Annotated in this window: 20 protein-coding genes and 1 riboswitch; of the genes, 12 read left to right on the top strand and 8 right to left on the bottom strand. The window is 33.9% G+C overall.

Annotated features, from left to right (window positions below; all coding sequences use genetic code 11):
* Nucleotides 1-22: 22 nt before the first annotated feature.
* Nucleotides 23-1,444 carry an immunity protein Imm33 domain-containing protein gene (locus C9914_RS05830; protein WP_106764051.1) on the bottom strand — a complete coding sequence of 474 codons (1,422 nt, stop codon included), beginning with the start codon at nucleotides 1,442-1,444 and terminating at the stop codon, nucleotides 23-25.
* 249 nt (nucleotides 1,445-1,693) lie between these two features.
* Between C9914_RS05830 and C9914_RS05835 the strand changes: the two genes are divergently transcribed.
* The 4 genes from C9914_RS05835 (at nucleotide 1,694) to C9914_RS05850 (ending at nucleotide 5,947) form a co-directional block, all read left to right on the top strand.
* A complete protein-coding gene (locus tag C9914_RS05835; RefSeq protein WP_022265173.1) occupies nucleotides 1,694-2,353 on the top strand; it encodes a response regulator transcription factor in 660 nt (219 codons plus the stop codon).
* 15 nt (nucleotides 2,354-2,368) lie between these two features.
* Nucleotides 2,369-3,811, top strand: coding sequence for a sensor histidine kinase (locus C9914_RS05840; RefSeq protein ID WP_106764052.1), 1,443 nt, complete (start codon nucleotides 2,369-2,371; stop codon nucleotides 3,809-3,811).
* Entirely contained in the window at nucleotides 3,798-4,832 is a 1,035-nt protein-coding gene (locus C9914_RS05845) for a hypothetical protein (RefSeq protein ID WP_106764054.1), read from the top strand. Before C9914_RS05840 ends, C9914_RS05845 begins: the two co-directional genes overlap by 14 nt.
* Before the next feature lie 95 nt (nucleotides 4,833-4,927).
* Nucleotides 4,928-5,947 carry a lipid II:glycine glycyltransferase FemX gene (locus C9914_RS05850; RefSeq protein ID WP_106764056.1) on the top strand — a complete coding sequence of 340 codons (1,020 nt, stop codon included), beginning with the start codon at nucleotides 4,928-4,930 and terminating at the stop codon, nucleotides 5,945-5,947.
* Between the two features lie 53 nt (nucleotides 5,948-6,000).
* Here the strand turns inward: C9914_RS05850 and pyrE are convergent, their stop codons facing one another.
* The 5 genes from pyrE to C9914_RS05875 form a co-directional block, all read right to left on the bottom strand.
* Complete coding sequence (pyrE, locus tag C9914_RS05855; RefSeq protein ID WP_022265169.1) at nucleotides 6,001-6,675, bottom strand: orotate phosphoribosyltransferase; 675 nt, start codon at nucleotides 6,673-6,675, stop codon at nucleotides 6,001-6,003.
* Nucleotides 6,676-6,872: 197 nt separating this feature from the next.
* Nucleotides 6,873-8,399: a tetratricopeptide repeat protein gene (locus tag C9914_RS05860; RefSeq protein ID WP_106764057.1), complete on the bottom strand. Its 1,527-nt coding sequence runs from the start codon at nucleotides 8,397-8,399 to the stop codon at nucleotides 6,873-6,875.
* Between the two features lie 491 nt (nucleotides 8,400-8,890).
* On the bottom strand, nucleotides 8,891-9,952 hold the full coding sequence (locus C9914_RS05865) for an NAD-dependent epimerase/dehydratase family protein (protein ID WP_106764059.1): 1,062 nt from the start codon (nucleotides 9,950-9,952) through the stop codon (nucleotides 8,891-8,893).
* A 66-nt stretch (nucleotides 9,953-10,018) separates the two neighbouring features.
* Nucleotides 10,019-10,540, bottom strand: coding sequence for a cysteine hydrolase family protein (locus tag C9914_RS05870; RefSeq protein ID WP_106764061.1), 522 nt, complete (start codon nucleotides 10,538-10,540; stop codon nucleotides 10,019-10,021).
* A 50-nt stretch (nucleotides 10,541-10,590) separates the two neighbouring features.
* On the bottom strand, nucleotides 10,591-11,025 hold the full coding sequence (locus C9914_RS05875; protein WP_106764062.1) for a GNAT family N-acetyltransferase: 435 nt from the start codon (nucleotides 11,023-11,025) through the stop codon (nucleotides 10,591-10,593).
* 236 nt (nucleotides 11,026-11,261) lie between these two features.
* Between C9914_RS05875 and C9914_RS05880 the strand changes: the two genes are divergently transcribed.
* The 6 genes from C9914_RS05880 to thiE all read left to right on the top strand — a co-directional run bounded on the left by C9914_RS05880 (nucleotide 11,262) and on the right by thiE (nucleotide 17,676).
* Entirely contained in the window at nucleotides 11,262-12,545 is a 1,284-nt protein-coding gene (locus C9914_RS05880; RefSeq protein ID WP_022265166.1) for an O-acetylhomoserine aminocarboxypropyltransferase/cysteine synthase family protein, read from the top strand.
* Nucleotides 12,546-12,656: 111 nt separating this feature from the next.
* Entirely contained in the window at nucleotides 12,657-13,376 is a 720-nt protein-coding gene (locus C9914_RS05885; RefSeq protein ID WP_106764064.1) for an ABC transporter ATP-binding protein, read from the top strand.
* Between the two features lie 15 nt (nucleotides 13,377-13,391).
* The gene (locus C9914_RS05890) at nucleotides 13,392-14,315 is read left to right on the top strand and encodes a SufB/SufD family protein (protein WP_106764066.1); all 924 of its coding nucleotides are present in this window, start codon (nucleotides 13,392-13,394) and stop codon (nucleotides 14,313-14,315) included.
* Between the two features lie 392 nt (nucleotides 14,316-14,707).
* Nucleotides 14,708-14,805, top strand: a riboswitch (TPP riboswitch).
* A gap of 109 nt (nucleotides 14,806-14,914) precedes the next feature.
* Nucleotides 14,915-15,715 (top strand): bifunctional hydroxymethylpyrimidine kinase/phosphomethylpyrimidine kinase, encoded by an 801-nt coding sequence (gene thiD / locus C9914_RS05895; protein WP_106764068.1) that lies wholly within the window; start codon nucleotides 14,915-14,917, stop codon nucleotides 15,713-15,715.
* Entirely contained in the window at nucleotides 15,712-17,022 is a 1,311-nt protein-coding gene (gene thiC, locus C9914_RS05900; protein ID WP_106764069.1) for a phosphomethylpyrimidine synthase ThiC, read from the top strand. Before thiD ends, thiC begins: the two co-directional genes overlap by 4 nt.
* 15 nt (nucleotides 17,023-17,037) lie before the next feature.
* The gene (gene thiE / locus C9914_RS05905; RefSeq protein WP_106764072.1) at nucleotides 17,038-17,676 is read left to right on the top strand and encodes a thiamine phosphate synthase; all 639 of its coding nucleotides are present in this window, start codon (nucleotides 17,038-17,040) and stop codon (nucleotides 17,674-17,676) included.
* A gap of 525 nt (nucleotides 17,677-18,201) precedes the next feature.
* On the opposite strand, the gene C9914_RS05915 is transcribed toward thiE, so the two are convergent.
* Nucleotides 18,202-18,450 carry a helix-turn-helix domain-containing protein gene (locus tag C9914_RS05915; protein WP_106764073.1) on the bottom strand — a complete coding sequence of 83 codons (249 nt, stop codon included), beginning with the start codon at nucleotides 18,448-18,450 and terminating at the stop codon, nucleotides 18,202-18,204.
* Between the two features lie 228 nt (nucleotides 18,451-18,678).
* Between C9914_RS05915 and C9914_RS05920 the strand changes: the two genes are divergently transcribed.
* Complete coding sequence (locus C9914_RS05920; protein WP_118366298.1) at nucleotides 18,679-18,978, top strand: metal-sensing transcriptional repressor; 300 nt, start codon at nucleotides 18,679-18,681, stop codon at nucleotides 18,976-18,978.
* An 8-nt stretch (nucleotides 18,979-18,986) separates the two neighbouring features.
* Nucleotides 18,987-21,488 carry a heavy metal translocating P-type ATPase gene (locus tag C9914_RS05925; RefSeq protein WP_106764077.1) on the top strand — a complete coding sequence of 834 codons (2,502 nt, stop codon included), beginning with the start codon at nucleotides 18,987-18,989 and terminating at the stop codon, nucleotides 21,486-21,488.
* A 63-nt stretch (nucleotides 21,489-21,551) separates the two neighbouring features.
* Here C9914_RS05925 and C9914_RS05930 read toward each other — a convergent pair whose 3' ends face one another.
* Nucleotides 21,552-22,595: an SGNH/GDSL hydrolase family protein gene (locus C9914_RS05930; protein WP_106764078.1), complete on the bottom strand. Its 1,044-nt coding sequence runs from the start codon at nucleotides 22,593-22,595 to the stop codon at nucleotides 21,552-21,554.
* Nucleotides 22,596-22,598: the final 3 nt, after the last annotated feature.

The following is a 22,598-nucleotide window of genomic DNA, read 5'->3' on the forward strand; positions in this document are numbered from 1 at the left end:
AATTTCCTTTCTGAATAAGGGATTATCTCTCAAACTTGACAAATTCTCCATTTTTATTTCTGATAAACATAGAGCCGTATGGTTCGTCAAGAAATTTAAGAATACTTGGTTCGTAGTTGCATAGAGTATTCAGATGATATATTCCAGATTTGCTTGTATCATTCATATACTCATCATCTTCATCGCCAGCCATAAATCTCCAGCCACTATCTTGATTATCGAGAGGCATTTCACGATACATAAATCTGATTTCAGCACCGTCTACAATTATTCTGTCCGTAGCAAAACAACCAGTATGTGAATCTTTTGTTTCAAATAAGTCTTCCATAATTGATTTTGGAATTTTATATTTCTTGCGTCCATTTTCGCAGAAATTTTTTCTGCTAATATCAAGAACAGGATTTAGCTCTCCAACAAGATTAAATAAATCGTCTGCACTGGTATCAATTTTATAATTCATTTCTTCTTCATATAGAAGATATATCTGATAAAAACAAACCTTTTCACCATTCGGAAGTTCTAAAACATTATCCTCCATTAAAGGCGAATTGCCAAGAATAACACCCGAAAGTTCAGTGTTATCAAAATATGGTTCTCCATTTGAGATTGTATGCCCCCAACCAATCCATGAATTTTCCAATATAGGTAGATGTGCAAGAGATTTCATAAGTCTTAGTGGCCAGAACCATTTTTCATTCGAGCTTTTAACATGCCAGCTTTTTGGCAAGCATAAAACAAGCTCAGCTCGGTTATAAAATTCATCACTTGGAACAGTCATTTTGTGAGCACCCATTCCACAGGTTACAAGCGTATAAAACTCATGTTCATCATTTGGTGGAATAAGCAAAAGGTCACAGCTTATATCAGTAGTTGAAACATCTCGCAAAACATTATTATATTCACCTATGTTATCTTCGATAAACATTTCAAGGCTTATAACTTCTTCATCAGAATAAGCTTCAGCTACTGTATTTTGAGAATTAAAATATGAATCATATAATTCTTTATCTAAAGCTTCAAGCTTTTGTGAATATTCAGAAAAAAGTTCATCATTACCATATTCAGATGTAGCAAAGCAAAGAAAAAGCAAAGTATCTATATCCTTAGGGTCTATTTCGTGAGTTTTTTCAAAGCAAGGGATAGCCTCATCATAATTTCCACTATGATAATAGCTCATACCAAGATAGAAATAATATTTAGCAATTTCTTCTTCGTTATCATCAGGTTCAATAGATTCTAAAAGTTCGATAGCTTCATCATATCTATCTAAACTAAAATAAGCGCCTGATAATAGTACATTAAGTTCATAAGGTCTGTCGTTTTCAGGAATTTCTATTATTATATCAATAATTTTTTCAAATTCCTCATCGTGGTTTAAAACCTCGATTTTATCGAGAAACTCTCTATATTGATTATCGTCTGTAAAATATTGATTATTGCTCATAAAATCACCACTTGCTTGATTACAATATAAAATAATTTTTGAATATAAGTAATTATAGCATTGAGAGTGAAAAGTGTCAACGAATAGCTTTACGGTGGATTATATGAAAAATGAATATTAATTTTAAATTTAATGATTTTCTGAAATTTTGCAAAATTATGACATTTTTTCCGCTTATTTACTCTATAAACAATTCTATATTTATGCTATAATTTTTAATGATAAATTTATTTTAAAGGAAGAAATTTAATGATAAGATTGCTTATAGTCGAGGACGATAAAAATATAGTAAAAATGCTCGAGGCAACTGTTTCAATAGCTGGATATGAAAGTGATTCTTGTTATGACGGAAAAACTGCTATTCAAAAAATAAATGAGAACGATTATGATTTAGTTTTGCTTGATGTAATGTTGCCAAATTTCAATGGTTTTCAGGTTATGGAACACATAGATACAGAAAAAACTCCTGTAATATTCCTTACAGCCTTACAAGATGTTACAGATAAGGTAAAAGGTTTAAAGCTTGGGGCAGAGGACTATATAGTTAAGCCATTTGAGGCAGTAGAACTTCTTGCAAGAATTGAGGTTATACTAAGACGCAGACATAAAAACAACAATATAATAAAATATGGCGATATAACTGTAGATATTTCACGCCATATAATAAAAAAGCAAGGAATAGAAATTCAGCTTACACCAAAAGAATTTGAGCTTACGGTATTCTTTATGCAAAACCTTGATATAGCTCTTACAAGAGAACGCTTGATTTCAGCAGTATGGGGATATGAATATATGGGAGAAACTCGAACAGTAGATACTCATGTTCAGCAAATTCGCAAAAAACTTGATTTGCAGGATTCTCTCATAACCGTTCCAAAGCTTGGATATAGGCTTGAAAGTAAATCATAACCAGAGGTGAACTAATTGAAGCTATGGTTTAAGGTGTTTATTTCGGCTTTATTTCTTGTAATTGCCGCTATAAATGCCACAGCATTAGTCGTTCTTTCAAATAATCAACATATGACAATAACTCGCGAGAGAAGTCGTGCAGTGTCTTCACACGAGTTTATTTGTGCATCAATAAGCAATAATATAACTTATCAAAGAATGAAATCAGAAGCCTTTATGCTCTCCAAAGATGATATAGACAAGGTTATCGAGCATATACTTTCTCAACAGCTTGAAGAAAACGCTCTTGCCATAATATCAGACAGCGAAAATAACATATCATATTATGGAGAAGAAAAGCCTGATATAAAAACACTTTCTGAAAAGATTACAAGTGAAGACAATCTCGCCTCAATAATATTGGATTGTGGAGAAAATACATATATGTTTGTTGGTTCAATATCAAGCTTTGAAGGCAAGGAATATAAAGTTTTTACGGCGAATAATATTACAGAAGTTTATAATGAGAGGAATAAGGAACTATTTTTTGTGCAGATTCTTTCTGTTGTTTTGGCAGCAGTGATTGCTGTAATCTTACTTTTACTTATAAAATTACTTTTCAGACCTCTTGGCAGAATCAATAAAACCATCAATAAAATAGCCAGGGGAGATTATAGCCTTAGAGTAAGTACAAGTGGCAGTGAAGAATTTCAACAGCTCGCAAATAATGTGAATTCTATGGCTGTTTCTGTTGAGGAAAATTATAACAGAATAGAATCAATAGCCGAGGATAGAAAACGTTTTATAGATAGCCTTTCTCACGAAATGAAAACCCCATTGACATCTATACTTGGTTTTGCGGATATTTTAAGGATAAAGAAAAATGTAACCCCAGATGAGCTTAATGAATATTCATCTATTATAGTAGAGGAATCAAAGCGTTTAAAGGCTATTTCTGGTAAGCTTATGGAACTTGTTTCCTCTGGAGATTCTGAGCTTGAGTTGAATCCAGTCAGAACAGATGTAATATTGAATGAACTTAGTATAGTTTTTGAACCTATGATGAAAGCTAAGTCTATAACACTTTTTACTCATATTGAACCTTTAATAATAAATGCAGATGCAGATTTATTTAAATCAGTGATATATAACTTTGTAGATAATGCAGTTAAAGCGTCATTTGAGGGAGGAAAGATTGAGCTTACTTGTCGTAGTGAGGGAGAGTATGCTGTAATCACAGTGCGTGATTATGGTATGGGAATAGCTGAGGAAGATAAAAAGCGAATTTTTGAACCGTTTTATATGGCAGATAAAGTCCGTTCAAGAAAACTTGGCGGAGCAGGCTTAGGACTTGCTCTGTGTGCAGAGATTGCCAAAAAGCATAATGCAAAAATAGAGCTTGAAAGTGAACTTGGCAAAGGTACTATTATAAGTATTTGTATAAAGCAAAGTGAGGGTAAAATCAATGAGCAAATTTAAGAAATTTATACTACCGACCTTGCTTTTAACGCTTGCTATGGGAGCGGAAATAACGGGTATAATTTTCTGTGGAAAAATGTTGCCTGACTATAAAAATGAAATCTTTACTGAGGAAAAGAAAAATATAACACAGCTTATCTTTGTAGATGATGGAGATAACTCTCGGTTTTATCCGTGGCTCTCATATCGTGAAGATGAATTGATTTCCGCACCATCATATATTACAAGTCACATTTATGACCAAAGCTTAGATACGTTTGCAAATAGTTTGGGTGATGATAGATATAATTATGACGATGAAGCATTGAAAAAGATTATGTTGGAGAACATTAATGAGATGATATTTTATGTTATTCAAACTCTTGATATAAATAATATTCCAAAAGAAAATACAGATTTTTCTCAAAATGTTGAATTTGATAATAATGCATCAATTATGCATATAAAAGATTTCAAATATACAAACCAAAATAATAAAGTAAAGCTTTTAGATTTAGTTGTGAAATTAGGAGATAACAGTATCTTATATTTCAGAGTAAGAAGTGAAAATCCACCTAAACCAGACTCTCAAGAAATAAATCAAAAAAGCAAAGAAATTTCAGAAAATGTATGTTCTGCCATAGATTACTTAACGAAACCTATGGAATCGCAATATTCTGAAAAAGCACTCACAGATATGTATTTTTCTGAACAAAACGAATATGAAGAAGATGTTGCCGAACAACCCTTAGAGAGTAATATAATATATGATTATATATCATCAATTTATATGCCTGAAATGTATGTAGATAACGGAAACTATGTTTTTTCAACAATAGCCGATGATAAGTTTGCATTTCCAATAAGAGTAGTTATTTCATCAATGATTTCAAACTCACAATATACAGTTTTTTCTAATGGAGATGAACTGATACTTGTTTTAAGTGGAAATGACAACACTTCAAAATATTCAGATACGATTTTATATTACAGCATAAGTGATAAGAAACTTACAGGCTTTAGTATGAAAAGCACATTTTGACAATTTTCTTGCAAAAAACAGAATACTCTGTAACAGTTCCTGAGTTATATTTGATTTATTCAGATAATGCAGAAGTGTTATGGAGGAATTTCAAAATGAAACAATATATGTCGGAATATGAAAAATTTGTATTCTTAAATAGTTCAGGTAGTTTTACACAATCCGAAAATTGGTGCAAAATAAAAAACGAATGGAAATCGGAGAGAATAATAATTCGTGATGAGAGCGGAAATATTATAGGAACTATGCAAATTCTAATTAAGAATATTCCGCTTATGCACACAGTTTTTATGTATGCTCCAAGGGGTCCTGTGTGTGATTATCACAATTTGGATATACTTAGCAAAATTATTGAACAGGCAAAACTTCTTGCAGAAAAACACAAAGCATATATGCTTAAAATCGACCCTATGATTTCATATGATGATATTGAATCCATAAACAATTTAAAACGCTTGGGTTTTAAATATAATGCCAATACACCAGAAGATAATACAATTCAGTGTCAGCGTAATTACATACTTGATATTAAAAATAAAACCGAAGATGAGATTTTTTCCTCGTTTCATTCAAAGTGGAGATATAATATAAGGCTTGCTGTTCGTAAGGGCGTTTCTTGCAAATATTATGGCGTAGAAAAGCTTGATGATTTTTGTGAGCTTATGCAAGCAACTGGAAAACGAGATGGTTTTGCCATTCGCTCTAAGGAATATTTTGAGAAATTTCTTTCTGCTTTTGAAGAAAATGCCAGACTTTATATGTGCTACTCTCCCGATGGTGAGGCAATTTCGGGAGCATTAACAGTAAGATATGGCAATAGAGTCAGCTATGTTTATGGAGCGTCAAGTGATACTCAAAGAAATCTTATGCCAAATTATTTAATGCAGTGGAATATGATAAAATGGGCTATTGAATCACAATGTGATATATATGATTTTATGGGAATACCTCATTGTGATGAAGAAAATCATTCTAATTATGGAGTATATCGTTTCAAGAAGGGCTTTAATGGCGAAATTGTAAAGTATGCTGGTGAATTTGATTATATTTTTTCAAATGTAAAGCATACAGTAATTTCATTTTTGCTGCATTCAATAGGCTATACAAAGCTATAAAAAGTAGAACCCCCGGTCAAACCGAGGGTTCTACTTTTATAGACTTTTCAATATTATTTTACGCCATATTTGTCATAGTATGCGTCAATAGCGGATTTAAGTTTATCATCAATTATAACCTTGCCCTTATATTCCTTATTGTAAAGATGCTCTACAACTTCCGCCATAGTTACTATTGCAGTTGTTTTAAGTCCGTATTTCTCTTCAATTTCGGAAAGTGCTGATTTTTCACCCTTTCCTCTTTCCATACGGTCAACAGAAACAACAAGTCCAATCGGATTTACATCTCCTTGAGCCTTAATTATTGGAAGTGTTTCCTCGATTGATGTACCAGCTGTTGTAACATCTTCAATAATAACAACTTTATCACCATCAGAAATAGGACTTCCAAGAAGAATACCCTTATCACCGTGGTCTTTTACTTCTTTTCTGTTTGAGCAATAGCGAATGTCTTTGTTATATTTTTCACTAATTGCAATAGTTGCAGCAACGGAAAGCGGAATTCCCTTATATGCTGGTCCAAAAAGAACATCAAAATCAAGTCCGAAAGTTTTGTTGATTGCTTCAGCATAATACTGTCCAAGCTTTCTAAGCTGTGCACCTGTTCTGTAAAATCCAGTATTTACGAAAAATGGTGTTTGACGGCCGCTTTTTGTAACGAAATCTCCGAATTTAAGTACCTGACAATCAACCATAAATTCAATAAACTGCTTTTTATATTCTTCCATGAAAAATCCTCCATTTTTCAAATTTTAATTTCAGTTTTTATTATAACATAAAATTTGTGTTAATCCAACCTTTTTAATGGCATTTTATTCAAAAATATAGCAAATCGTTTTCACTACATTCCTATATACTCTATAAATAAAAAATCCTCGAAAAATAACTTCGAGGATTTTTTGTGTATTCAAATAGAATTTTAATATTACTGTGCAGTATCAAGTTCAATAATTTTTCCGTCAAATTTTTTCTCATAAGTTGATAGAGCATTTCTAACCATATTAAATAATACTTCGTATACACCACCATATTTTTTAAGTGTGCAAACACTTCTATAAGAATAGCTAAGGCGTTTACAACCTTCAGCTTTTCTATTGTATTTAAAATCAAGCATGGCAAGCTGATATAAGGTATAGGAGTATGAATATACAAGCGAAATCTTTTCAGATTCCATATCAAATTCTTCTTTCATAATATCCAAAGCATTAGTGTAAGAAGATATAGCAGATTGATACATTCTTGCTCTGAAATAAGCATCAGCAAGATTTATATAGCATCTTCTGCGGACAGATAAAGCATATTTATCTGACATAAATAATTCATTATCAGTATATTGCTTAATTTCTCTAAAAGCAAGTCGTGCTGATTCAATAGACATACCTTGTTCATCAAGATATTTTGAGAAAATCATACTTATTTCGACATATATATCACAAATTTTAGTTGAACGCTTAAATCCTTCTTTATAGTCCGACCAAACATCAAGCAATTTATATTGTAATTCAATAGCTTTCATATATCTTTGTTTTTCGCAAAGAATAAGACTCTTAGTAGAGTAAAGAACATCAATAATTTCACAATAATTATTAAATTTGTTTTCTTGTAGGCGTTTGCAGAAAGAAAGCCCCTTTTCAATAGCTTTTTCAGCATTATCGTAATCTTTCGATTCAAAGTAAGCTCTGCTAAGAATACTATATGTATGTGAAATATAATTTACTAATTCTTCATTTTCTCCATATTTTTCAAAAAGATTATTTAATGTATCTAAGCACTTTAGAGATTGCTTAATAGCATCGTCAACCTGATTAATCTCAAGCATAATTATTGCAATGTTTATATCATTTAATATAATTCCCATATTGTTTTCATAGCAATCTTTAACTTTGTTATATTCAATAAGTGCATCAGAAGACTTATTAAAATAATTTATAGACTTATCCGGAGCAATATCCTGATAGGCATAAGCAATTCTGCTATTAAGGAAAGAAATCCACTTAGGGTCTGGCTTTGCTTCTGTTCTAATCATTAGTTTTAAAGCTGTTTTAGCATTACTGAGAGCTTTAGAATCAATATTTAAAGCAGAGTAATGCAAAGCTATATCTGCATATATTTCCCAAATATTTCTCCAAAAATCATTTCCGCCATTCATTTTATATTGTTTTGCAATTTTAAGCTCAATATTTCTAAAATTAAGAGCATTAAGATGATTAAAAAACTTTTCCTCAAAAATTTCAGCAAAATCACAAGTTAAGTCCGCTAAATTATATAAACGCTCTAAAACGGAATGTCTTGATAGATAGGGATTATTATCTGCATTTAGGCTAGTTACCTCAGCATATATTTCTTTAATATAAAGTTCTATTACTTCTTGATTTGGAGCAACATCTTGTTGATTGAGTTCTTCAAAAAATTCATTTAAACGATCGAATATAAGACCATGTTGTTCATTCATTATAAATTCTCCTTATTATTTTCTTAGAAATAGATTCTCACAATATATAATTAAAACAGTATAAATTTCATCGTGAAATATTAATATAAAAATGACTTTTTATAAGCGAAATTAAAGCATAATTCTTACTTCATTATACTTACTTTTTACGAATTGGTCAAGCTAAAAATAAGTAAATTTTATTTTGGTATAAAAACAAAAAAGCTACCGAAAATATTAATTTGGTAGCTGAAAATTGCAATATAAAGGGATTTTTGGGTATGTTACTATATTACTAAATTATTTTTTGTTATATTTATTTTAAAATAAAAAGTCTTTATTATGTTATTTTTAGATTTATTTTTTAGATTACATAATAGATATAAGTATCGAATTTTAAGAAAAATTACCACACAAAAGTGACTTTTTGTGTTCGTGTACATATAACAATTTATTATGTTAATTTTTGTAATAAAATAACACAGTTTATACAACGCAGTACTATTTTTGATTTAAGTGTTTTTCCAACTTTTAATCATTCTTTCATACATTTCTGATAAGTCAATATCACTTTTCCAACCGAGTGAACGAAGTTTTTCTGATGAAAGTTTCATTTTTACTGATGGGGCATAGCCAAATTGCAATGCATCTTTTGGAATATCGAATACCACAGAGATTTTTCCGCTTTTTTCTGCAACCATTTGGGCCATTTCTGCTATGGTCATATTTGTATTTTCATTGGTGATATTATATGCTGCGCCATTTTCACCACGAATAAGTATATAAAGTATTCCAAGAATACAATCACGAGTGTAGCAATAGTTTCCAGTGGATTCTCCTTTTGTATGAAGAACAATATCTTCTTCATTTATAAGACTTCTCGCAAACTGTGCGAAAACTCTTGTTTCATTTTTGCTTACTCCCGCACCAAAGGTCTGAGCAAGACGAGCTATTTTAATAGGAAGATTATATTCGTGAGCATAAGAGGTGCAAAGACATTCGCACATTCTCTTTCCCTCAGGGTAGCAACTTCTTACATTAAGTATATCTACATAACCATAGTCATTTTCGCTTACATATGGTAGAGAAGCATCGGGAGAACCGTAAACCTCCATACTTGATATATAAACAACTGATTTAACATCGTTTTCTTTAGCAAGCTCTAATATGTTTCGTGTACCATCAACAGCAACACAGATTGTTTCAACTGGTTTAGTAACCATTTCTTTAGAATTAGTAACACTTGCACAGTGAATTATGTAATCAATTTTATATTCAGTTTGGATTTTTTGAAGAACATCTCCGATAACAAGTGAAATATCCCCACGTTCGAGAAGTTCACCGAATACAGTTTTTGCTTTTTCAGGATTTCTTACAAGAGCAAGAATTTTCATATTAGCATTATGAATACGATTTATAGCTGCAAGAGCCTTTACAGCATAAGAGCCGACAAGACCTGTTGCACCTGTAACAAGAATAGTGGAATTTTTAAGCTTATTAATATCAGGAAAAGAGTTCGCAATATAATCCAAATCTTCTTGTAGAATGTAATCTTTAGTTTCAAATGTGCTCATTTATTTAATTCCTTTCAATCTTAATTTTATAAATTTATTATATCAATCTGTGTTTAAATATGCAACTTATATAACGATAATCTTCATACTTTCCATAATGTTGATAGCACTTTCTAAAAGCTTTTCATTTTTACTTGCAATACAATTTCTATCAACAATAATTTCGGAACGAGGACAAGCTGTTTTAGCTATAACAGCATTAGCAAGAACACATATATCCGCTGAAACTCCGGCAAACTCAATCTTTTTGAAATCTTTTTTTCTAAGATACTCAAAAAGTTCCATAGATGCAAAACTTGATTTTATAAAGCAAAGGTCATTTTCTTTGCATAGTTCATTTATTTCGCCGAATAACCGCCATTCGTGATGCTTACCTACACATTTTTTCGCAGAATATAACTTTCCACTAAACTGATAAAGCACCTTATCTTTATGAGTATCAAGCGTAAAAGTAATAGTTGCATTGTCCTTACGATACTCTTTGATTTTCTCAGCAATATTATTTTCTATATTTTCAGCCTGCAAAAAACCGAACTTGCCATTGACAAATTCGGTTTGATAATCTACTATAATTAAAATTTTTTTCATAAGCCAAACCCTCCCATTTCAATTATTTTATGAAGGAGGGAAGCTAATATTCACAGCCATTGTATAAATGCTGTTTTGTCATCGCTGTTAAAGCCTGCCTTTTTATAAAAATTTAATGTATTTTCATTTTTAGAACCTGTGAGAAGCATAATTTTATAGCAATTTTCAGTCTTAGAAATTTCCTTTGCATATTCCAAGCATTGTGAGGCATACCCCTTGTTACGATAATCTTTGTGAGTAACAACATTTTCTATAAAAGCATAAGGACGAACATTTCTTGTTAAATTTGGAATTATAACGCATACACAAGAAGAAACTATTTTCCCATCAATTTCACAAACTATAATATTATGTTCAGGAGATGATATAATTTTATTCCATGTGTTTTTAAGATGTTCTGATTCATCAGGGATTTTATCCTCATGTAAAAACAAATAAAGCTCTAAAAGTTCATCTAAGTCATTTTCTTTTGCTAAACGAATCATTTTATTTTCTCCTTTGTTTTAAAATTAGACTTAACTTTCATATATACTATATATTTTATATTTTCAACAATTATAAATCAATATGTATTAAATTGTCAATCTTTATTTCTTTGCTTGATATATCATTTTTCGTTTACTTGTTCAAAAACTCTGCATAGAGGAATTATTGACTTTATGCAATAATCTGATATAATTATATGGGAAATTATTCAAAATTTATCAAAGGAGCTTTTAAAATGTCAAAATATAAGATAAATACAAGATGTGTACAGGGTGGATATACTCCGGGAAATGGTGAACCTCGACAAGTTCCGATTATCCAATCAACAACCTTTAAATACGATACAAGTGAGGCTATGGGTAAGCTTTTTGATTTGGAGGAATCCGGATATTTCTATACAAGACTTCAGAATCCTACAAATGACCATGTTGCGGCTAAAATTGCAGAGCTTGAGGGCGGTACAGCAGCAATGCTTACATCTTCGGGACAAGCGGCAAATTTTTTTGCACTCTTTAATATTTGTGAGTGTGGAAGTCATATAGTTGCATCGTCATCAATATATGGCGGAACATTTAATCTTATTGCAGTAACTATGGCTAAAATGGGTATCACAGCTACTTTTGTTTCTCCTGATTGTACAGAGGAAGAACTTAATACAGCATTTCAGGATAATACTCGTGCTGTTTTTGGTGAAACTATCGCAAATCCTGCACTTACTGTTCTTGATATTGAAAAATTTGCAAAAGCAGCACACTCACATGGAGTTCCACTTATAGTTGATAATACTTTTCCAACTCCGATAAATTGTCGTCCCATTGAATGGGGTGCAGATATTGTTACACATTCAACAACAAAATATATGGACGGACATGGTGCAGCAGTAGGCGGAGCTATTGTTGATTCAGGTAAGTTTGATTGGATGGTTCATGCAGAGAAATTCCCTGGTTTATGCACACCTGACGAATCATATCACGGAATTACATATGCAGAAAAGTTTGGAAAGGAGGGCGCTTTTATAACAAAATGCACTGCACAGCTTATGCGTGATTTTGGTTGTATTCAATCTCCACAAAATGCATTTCTCCTAAATTTGGGTTTGGAATCACTTCATGTTCGTATGCCTCGCCATGTTGAGAATGGTCAGGCGGTTGCAGAATATTTGCTTAATCACCCAAAGGTAGCTTATGTTAATTATTCTGGTTTACCAAGTGATAAATACTATGCACTTGCACAAAAATATCTTCCTAATGGTGGTTGTGGTGTTGTATCATTTGGCTTAAAGGGTGGAAGAAAAGCAGCGGAAGCGTTTATGAAAAACTTGAAGCTTGCTGCAATAGAAACCCATGTTGCAGATGCAAGAACTTGTTGTCTTAATCCTGCTTCATCAACACATCGTCAGATGAATGATGAACAACTCAAAGCGGCAGGAGTTCCAGCAGAGCTTATTCGTATTTCTTGCGGAATAGAAGATAAGGAAGATTTGATTGCAGATTTAGAACAAGCTCTTAATAATTGCTAATAGGGAAAGCTTCTTTACTAAATTTTAAAAAGTCGGGTATAATACTTCGCAAAATGCAAAAAATGGTGTATAATATAAATTACGGAATCTATTATATAGAAGGAGTCTAAAATGTTAGAATTAAAGAATATTTCTTTTTCAGCTGAAAATGACGAGGGAAAAAAAGAAATTATACACAATGTCAGCTTGAGGCTTGATGAACGCTTTGTCGCATTGACGGGTCCTAATGGTGGAGGAAAATCAACTCTTGCAAAGATTATTGCAGGTATATATACTCCGACAGACGGTCAGATTATATTTGATGGTGTCGATATAACAGACAAAAACATTACCGAAAGAGCAAAAATGGGTATAAGCTTCGGTTTTCAACAGCCAGTTCGATTTAAAGGTATTACAGTTCAGGATTTAATCAATCTCGCAACAGGCAAAAAGCTTTCTGTTGCTCAAATTTGTGATTACCTTTCAGATGTCGGACTTTGTGCAAGAGAATATATAAATCGTGAAGTTAATGCGAGCCTTTCGGGTGGTGAGCTTAAAAGAATCGAAATAGCTATGGTTATGGCAAGAGGCACAAAGCTTACTATATTCGATGAACCAGAGGCTGGAATAGACCTTTGGAGCTTTAGCAATCTTATTTCTGTATTCGAAAAAATGTATGAGAAAAAAGGCGGTACTATCCTTATAATATCTCATCAGGAGCGTATCCTTAATATTGCGGATAGAATAATTGTTATTGCAAATGGCGAAATCATTAAGGACGGCAAAAAAGAAGATGTTCTTGATGGACTTCTCACAGCAAAAACCTGTGCCGCACTCACAGATAAAATGTAAGGGAGGGAATATAATATGGCACTTGATAAAATCCAAATGAATCTACTTAAAGAAGTTGCAAACCTTGAATCAATACCAGAAGGTGCGTATAATATTCGCTCTAATGGCAAGCTTGAGGCAAGAAACTGCACTGAAAATATAGAAATCGTCACAAAAAAGGATAAACCGGGAATAGATATTATAATTCGTCCGGGAACTAAGAATGAAAGAGTAGATATTCCTGTTATTCTTACGCAGACAGGGCTTAATGACCTCGTTTATAATGATTTTTATATTGGAGATGGAGCCGATGTTCTTGTTGTTGCTGGCTGTGGTATTCATAATGTAGGTGATAAGGATTCCGAACATGATGGTATACATTCATTTCATGTTGGTAAAAATGCTCGTCTTAAATATATAGAAAAGCATTATGGCGAGGGTGACGGCAACGGTGCAAGAATACTCAATCCTACCACAATAGTTGAGATTGATGAAAACGGTTATATGGAGATGGAAACAGCTCAGATTAAGGGTGTTGATTCAACATATCGCCTTACAAAGGCTGTTCTTAAGGATAAAGCTACACTTGTTATACACGAAAAGATTATGACTCATGGCAAACAGACGGCTACTACAGAATTTCATGTAGACCTCAACGGTGAAAATAGTGGTACTCATGTAGTTTCTCGTTCTGTTGCAAAAGGTGATTCTCATCAGAAATTTATATCTTGTGTCAATGGTAATAATCTTTGTAATGGTCATACTGAGTGTGATGCTATTATTATAGATAACGGTACAGTTACAGCTGTTCCTGAGATAACTGCAAATGATGAAAACGCAAGCCTTATTCATGAGGCGGCTATCGGTAAGATTGCGGGCGAACAGCTTATCAAGCTTATGACTCTTGGACTTACCGAAAAAGAAGCCGAGGAGGAAATCATTAACGGCTTCCTGAAATAGTGCGTGATAGTCGTTTTTGCCAATTTACTCTCCCAAGACACTTAAAAGTTTTGCTCAAGCTTTTTCAAAAGCTTGCAGGGTTGAGGGACGGAGTCCCTCATGGGTTTTAAGGGCAACGCCCTTAACATTCTTTGCTTTTTAAGGGCGGACAAAGTCCGCCCTTTTTGACTAATGTTGCTAACGAAAGAATTTAAGGGCGAACCTTGTTCGCCCTTAAGGGGCAAGATAGGTTAAGGGCTTCGCCCTTAAAACCCACCAAAGGCTCTGCCTTTGGAAACCGCGAGCCTTTGAAAAGGCTCGAGCGAAACTTTTAATTGTCTTTTGGGAAGTTCATCAGCTAACTTGACAATTCTTGTAAAATACGGTACTATATTTAATATAAAAACTGAATAAATTATTTACGGGGGTATCGGATAAGCGTCCGATTGAGAATTAAACCCTTTGAACCTGTCGGTTGATACCGTGGTAGGGAAGTAAATTTGTAGAAATTGAGATTTTTACTATCCTTAATATAAGCGGGATTATACCGCATATTTTAGTTCTCAAGTTATTAAGCCTGCCGTTGTGCAGGCTTTTTTTATTCTTAGGAGGTGGATTTTATGAAAACGGCTTTGACTATTGCAGGCTCGGATTGTAGTGGTGGAGCAGGAATACAAGCGGATTTGAAAACCTTTTCGGCGAATGGCGTTTTCGGAATGAGTGTAATTGTTTCAGTTGTTGCTGAGAATACTTCTCGTGTAATATCTGTTGAAGATATTTCTCCGGAAATGATTAAGAATCAGATTGACGCTGTTTTTGATGATATTGAAGTAGATGCCGTTAAGGTTGGTATGCTTTCATCAGAAATTTGTATGAAAGCTGTTGCAGAAAAGCTTCGTCAGTATAAACCGAAATATACTGTCATTGACCCAGTTATGGTGGCAAAGGGCGGTCACGCTCTTATGAAACCTGAAGCACTTGAAGCCTTGAAAACGGAAGTTATTCCGCTTGCATATGTTCTTACGCCGAATATTCCAGAGGCAGAAACGATTACAGAGATGAGCATAGAAAGTCAAGAAGATGTGCAAGAGGCTGCAAAGAAGATATATTCGCTTGGTGCAAAAAATGTTTTGATTAAAGGCGGACATCTTTCGGGAGATGCAATAGATTTACTTTATGATGGTAAATCATTTTATACCTTTACAACTGAACGCATAAACACCAAAAATACTCATGGAACAGGTTGTACATTTTCATCAGCCATTGCCGCAAACCTCGCAAATGGTTTAACCTTAAATAAAGCTGTTGAAAAAGCAAAAACTTATATAACAACAGCGATTGAACATTCACTTCCGATAGGAAAGGGACATGGACCGACAAATCATTTTTATGAATTATATATGAAAGGACTGCAATTATGAGCTATAAAACACAGATGGAGGCCGCTAAAAAAGGCATAGTTACAAGGGAAATGGAAATCGTTGCACAGAAAGAGCAAATGGACACTAAGGAGCTTATGGAGTTTGTCGCTAAGGGCACGGTTGCTATTCCTGCAAATATCAACCATAAATCTCTAAGCGCAGAGGGCATTGGCGACGGACTTAAAACAAAAATCAATGTGAATCTCGGAATTTCTGGCGACTGCAAGGACTATACTCTTGAGTTTGAAAAGGTAAAAATGGCTATCGACTTCGGAGCAGAGGCTATTATGGATTTAAGTAATTATGGCAAGACAAATACTTTCCGTAAACAACTTATCGAGTATTCTCCTGCAATGATAGGTACAGTCCCTATGTACGACGCTATCGGTTATCTTGAGAAAGACCTCCTTGATATAAAAGCAGAGGACTTTTTAAAGGTTGTAGAGGCTCATGCAAAAGAGGGTGTAGACTTTATGACAATTCACGCAGGTATTAATAAGAGAGCTGTTGAGTGTCTAAAGCGTGATAAGAGAAAGATGAATATTGTTTCTCGTGGCGGTTCATTGCTTTTTGCGTGGATGGAAATGACAGGAAATGAAAATCCTTTTTATGAGCATTATGATGAAGTTCTTGATATTCTCAGAGAATACGACTGCACAATAAGTCTTGGTGACGCACTTAGACCAGGCTGCATTGATGACAGCACAGACGCAGGACAAATTAGCGAGCTTATAGAGCTTGGAGCATTAACAGAAAGAGCATGGCAAAAAGATGTTCAGGTTATGGTTGAAGGTCCAGGACATATGGCTATGAATGAAATCGCTGCAAATATGAAGATTCAGAAAAGAATCTGCCATAATGCACCATTCTATGTTCTCGGACCGCTTGTTACAGATATTGCACCAGGATACGACCATATCACATCAGCAATCGGCGGAGCTATTGCTGCAAATAATGGTGCAAACTTCCTTTGCTATGTAACACCGGCAGAACACCTCCGTTTGCCAGACCTCAGCGATGTTAAGGAGGGCATCATTGCTTCTAAGATTGCTGCACACGCAGCCGATATTGCAAATGGTATTAAGGGTGCAAGAGATATTGATAATAAAATGGCAGATGCAAGACACAAACTCGATTGGGATGCTATGTTTGAGGTTGCTATTGATAAGGAAAAGGCTAAGAGATATTATGAATCAACACCAGTAAGCGAGCGTCATACCTGCTCAATGTGCGGAAAGATGTGTGCTGTCAGAACTACAAATCTTATCCTTGAGGGCAAGGAAGTTAAGTTCTGCTCAGAACTCTGATTCAACGGTGAGCATATGAAAACAAATTCAGAAATTTATCAGCTTTATCTTGTGACAGACCGAGAACTTATGTCAACAAAAACTCTTGAAGAAGCTGTTGAAAAAGCTATTGACGGTGGCTGTACTATGGTTCAGTTAAGAGAGAAAAACCTCTCATCAAGAGATTTTTATAATACTGCAAAAGCTCTCAAGGAATTTTTGCAAACTCGTGGAGTACCACTTATTATAAATGATAGAGTTGATATTGCTCTCGCTGTCGATGCAGATGGTGTACATATAGGTCAAAGCGACCTGCCCTTACACGAGGCACGAAAAATTCTCGGCAACGAAAGAATCATAGGTGTAACTGCACCAACACTTCCTCTTGCAATTGAAGCAGAAAAAAATGGTGCTGATTATCTCGGTGTTGGCGCAGTCTTTGGTACAACTACCAAAAAAGACGCTAAGAAAAATACGATTGAAATTCTCAGTGAAATTGCACATACAGTCAAAATTCCCGTAGTCGCTATCGGTGGAATAAATGCCGATAATGTCGGCATACTTACTGGAAGCGGTATAAGCGGAGTGGCTGTTGTTTCTGGAATTATTTCACAAAAAAATATCACAGAGGCTTCACACAAAATATTTAATATTTTGAAGGCAAAAGTATTATAAATCAATAATTTAGAACACTTATCTTTTTGAACAAGTCTGTAAAAAATGGACAATAGAAAAAAGAACCCTCTTGATGTAGAATATACATCAAGAGGGAATTTTTATGCCAAGAAGTTACAAACATATAAGTAATTATGAAAAAGAAATATTAGAATTGAAATCAGAATGATTGACATTGAGTGAAAATGTTCAGATTGGTGTGGCGGATGAATATATCGCAGTTCAGAAGCGATATGGATTGCTTTGAGCCCCTAATGGAAAAGTTAAAAAGCACATATGGCTTCTATCCGAAGTATCCGACAGCTGACGCAGGATACGGCTCATACAATAATTACATATATTGTTATTGTCAGAAACACGGCATGGAAAAATTCATGAAGTTTCCAATTACACACCTCAAAAAATAGAATGAAGCTTAACAAACTCATCATAAACAGAATCACAGATAATATACCAAGAAATATGCATAACTTCAAAGCCAGAATCAGATAAATAAACTCACCCTTTCCCAATTATACAAAAGGTTTATTTTGTATAGTTTGGAGAAGGGACTTTAAAAAATTCAAGAAAATTACTTCTTAAAAGATTTGACGATAGGACTTTTTGAAAATCATTGATTGTTGAGCGGGATATGCCTACTGCTTTGGCTATTTTCGTTTTTGCAAGCCCTTGTTTCAGTAATATTTCAATTTGTGCTCGCTTTTCTCTCGCTAAGTGTTGGAATTTCATTCGTTTTAATTTCCTTCGTTTTGTTGTATACTGTTCCTCAGTCATAGCAATCCTCTGTGATTTTTTGTTGTGTGGGAACTTCAATTATATCATGTTTGCTATGACTTTTCTATTGTCCTATTTCATTTTACAATGAACCTCATATATAATTTTGATAGTACTTGCAAGATGCAACATTGACAAACATCTTACAAGGGTATATAATCTTAACTGTAAAATACCTATACAGGGTATAAGATACAATTAAAATGAGGTGATATAGTGGAAAAAGAAATGAAAGAATGTCCACAATGCTATAAAACTAAGCAGAGAACGGACGAAGAATATAAGGCACTCGTTAACAGATTGAACCGTATTGAAGGTCAGATTCGAGGCATAAAGGGTATGCTTGAAAAGAATGCTTATTGCCCTGATATTTTGATTCAGGTAGCTGCCGCAAATGCTGCACTTAACTCATTTAATAAGGAACTTCTTGCTAATCATATAAAAACCTGCGTTGCTCAGGATATTCGTGATGGTAAGAATGAAACTATAGATGAGCTTGTTACGGTTCTCCAAAAGTTGATGAAGTAGGAGATATTATGAAACAATTTAATGTTATAGGTATGAGTTGTGCTGCTTGTAGTACAAGAGTTGAAAAAGCTGTCAATAAGATTGCTGGTGTAACTTCATGCTCAGTAAGTTTATTGACAAATTCTATGAGTGTAGATGGAACAGCATCTTCTGAAGCAATAATTTCTGCAGTTCGTGCAGCAGGCTATGACGCTTCTGAAAAAGGTTTAGACACTAAAGGCTCTGTACAATCTGGTGAAGATGCACTTGAAGACCACGAAACACCCAAACTAAAAAGAAGATTGATAGCCTCTTTAATATTTCTTGTTATTCTGATGTATATTTCTATGGGGCATATGATGTGGAATTGGCCATTGCCATCATTTATGGCAGATAATCATATAGCTATGGGACTTATTCAATTATTATTAACAATAGCGATTATGGTTATAAATCAAAAATTCTTTATAAGTGGCTTTAAAAGCTTGATTAAAGGCTCGCCAAATATGGATACACTTGTGGCGCTTGGTTCAGGTGCAGCATTTGTATATAGCTGTTATGCACTTTTTGCAATGACTGATGCACAGCTCAGAGGTAATTTAGTTGCAGTCATGGGATATATGCACGAATTTTATTTTGAATCGGCTGCTATGATTCTTACACTTATTACTGTTGGCAAAATGCTTGAGGCTCGCTCAAAAGGAAAAACTACAGATGCACTTAAAAGTCTTATGAAGCTTTCGCCTAAAACAGCTAATATTATTCGTGATGATATTGAACAGACTGTACCTATCGAATCAGTTCATAAGGGTGATATTTTTGTAGTAAGACCAGGAGAAAGCATACCCGTAGATGGTATCATTATTAATGGTAATAGTGCTGTAAATGAATCTGCTCTTACAGGCGAAAGCATACCTATTGATAAAAATGTTGGAGATGCTGTTTCCGCTGCTACGGTCAATCAATCAGGATTTATAAAATGTGAAGCTACACGAGTTGGCGAAGACACTACACTTTCGCAAATCATAAAAATGGTAAGCAATGCAGCAGCAACTAAAGCACCTATTGCAAAAGTTGCAGACAAAGTTTCAGGAATATTTGTTCCTGTCGTTATAACTATTGCAATCATAACTATTGCAATTTGGCTATTATGCGGACAAACAGTTGGCTTTGCCCTTGCGAGAGGAATATCCGTTCTTGTAATAAGCTGTCCTTGTGCATTAGGCTTAGCAACGCCTGTTGCAATTATGGTCGGCAATGGAATCGGTGCAAGAAACGGAATATTGTTTAAGACAGCGGTTTCTCTTGAACAAACGGGCAAAGTAGAAATTATTGCACTTGATAAAACTGGCACAATTACAAGTGGAGAACCTCGTGTAACTGATATTATTCCTAACGAAACAAGTGAAACAGAGCTTATGAAGCTTGCAGTCTCTCTTGAGAGTAGGAGTGAACATCCACTCGCCAAAGCGATTATTATCAAATCAAAAGAAATGAATATACTTGCTGATGAAGTAACTGATTTTAAAGCACTTATTGGTAATGGTCTTTCTGCAAGACTTAATAATAAGGAAATATTCGCAGGAAGTATGGGTTTTGTCACAAGTAAACTTAGCCTTTCAGATGATATTATTTCAAAGGCAGAAAAACTCGCAAATGAGGGTAAAACTCCCCTATTTTTTGCAAACTCTGAAAAGCTTATTGGCATAGTAGCAGTTGCTGACGTTGTCAAAGAAGATAGTCCAAGAGCAATCAAAGAACTTCAAAATATGGGAATCCGTATAGTTATGCTAACAGGAGATAATGAACGAACTGCAAATGCAATCGGAAAACAAGTAGGTGTTGATGAAGTTATTGCAGGTGTTCTTCCTGACGGAAAAGAAGAAACTATTCGAAAATTAAAAAGTCGTGGCAGTGTAGCTATGGTTGGTGACGGAATAAATGATGCTCCTGCATTAACTCGTGCAGATGTTGGAATTGCAATCGGTGCAGGAACAGATATAGCAATTGATGCCGCAGATATTGTTCTTATGAATAACAAGCTTACAGATGTTTCTGCTGCAATAAGGCTTAGTCGTGCAACGCTCAAAAATATTCATGAAAATCTTTTTTGGGCATTTATATATAATGTTATCGGTATTCCACTTGCCGCTGGAGCATGGATTTCCCTGCTTGGCTGGGAAATGAATCCTATGTTCGGAGCAGCAGCAATGAGCCTTTCAAGTGTTTGTGTTGTTACTAATGCACTAAGGTTAAATTTCCTAAACATTAAAAATCCTAAGCACGATAAAAAACGAAAAACAAAAAACAAAAAGGAGATTAAGACTATGGAAAAAACTATTAAAATCGAAGGTATGATGTGTCCTCATTGTGAAGCTACTGTAAAGAAGTGCCTTGAAGCTCTCCCTGAAATTGACGAAGCAACCGTAAGTCACAAAAGCGGTACAGCAATAGTAAAACTTAATGCAGATATTTCTGATGAAGTTTTAACAAGTACTATTGAAGCTCAAGGTTATAAGGTTATAGACTAATTTTATTGCAAAAAAATCCTCTGGGGCTTAAATTTAAAGTCCGAGAGGATTTTTTGTATTCTTCTATTTAAGCTTTTTGATTTTCTTTGAATAGCTCTTATAATCTTTATTCCATTGAGAAAATTCTTTATCTCCCCTATGGTCAGTAAGCTTAAAATTATCTGTAAGATATTTTCCAACAAATGATGTATTCTTTTTGGCACCATACACATTAAGGTGATAACCTTTATCAGAACTATCCTTAGACCAATCAATTTTCATTTCATCAATGGAAAGGTTGGTATCAAGATATTTTATATTATTCTTTTCGGCATAAGCTTTAACTGCCTTATGGCGTTCATCATTCCATGCTCTTGGGAGCGGTGATGACATAAGTACAAACTCCGCACCGTTTTTATCACAAAGTTCTTTCATTTTATTTAGATAGTAAAGATTTGTATATTGAATAGGCGTTGTATAGTCTGACGGCTTCATATAATTTTTATTGCCACGATAAGGCTTAACCTTATTTGTAAGCACATATCCCTTTGAAACATAATGCTTTGAATAATCAGGTTCAAGAGTAAAATCTTCTGGTTTTAAGCTACTCCAACGATTATGATATTTCAAAAGTGGACATATATTTGCTGTCACTACATCTAAAGTGGCATTTATGCCATCAATTTCATTTGAAAGAAATATCAAATCTCGCTTAGCTTGATTATAAGAGCTTTTTATCTTCTTACCATAAGAGTTGAATATACCCTCAGTTTCATAGATAACAACCTTAGGCTTTTGCTCTTTTAAGAAATTTTCAAGCATATAATATCCTTCTTGAATTTTCTGAGCAGGAGCACCACAAACAAAACTGGTATATCCATATTTGTTCCAAAGTTCAAGTGGAGAAAAGCTTTTATATGCTGAACTGTTTCCAACTACTACAATATCTATTGAATTAGCCCGTTCCCCATGATATGAATTTCCGTAGTAATTTTTATTGCCATATTCGGCAGAATTCTTCTTAGGAATAAAAATCTTTGAGCCTATTTCCAAGAAAGCTGTAAATATAAGCAAAAAACAGATAACCTTGGATATTCTCTGTATAATAAGTTTTTTATTCTTTTCCAATTT

It is taken from the genome of Pseudoruminococcus massiliensis, assembly GCF_900291955.1.
GTDB lineage: Bacteria > Bacillota > Clostridia > Oscillospirales > Acutalibacteraceae > Pseudoruminococcus > Pseudoruminococcus massiliensis.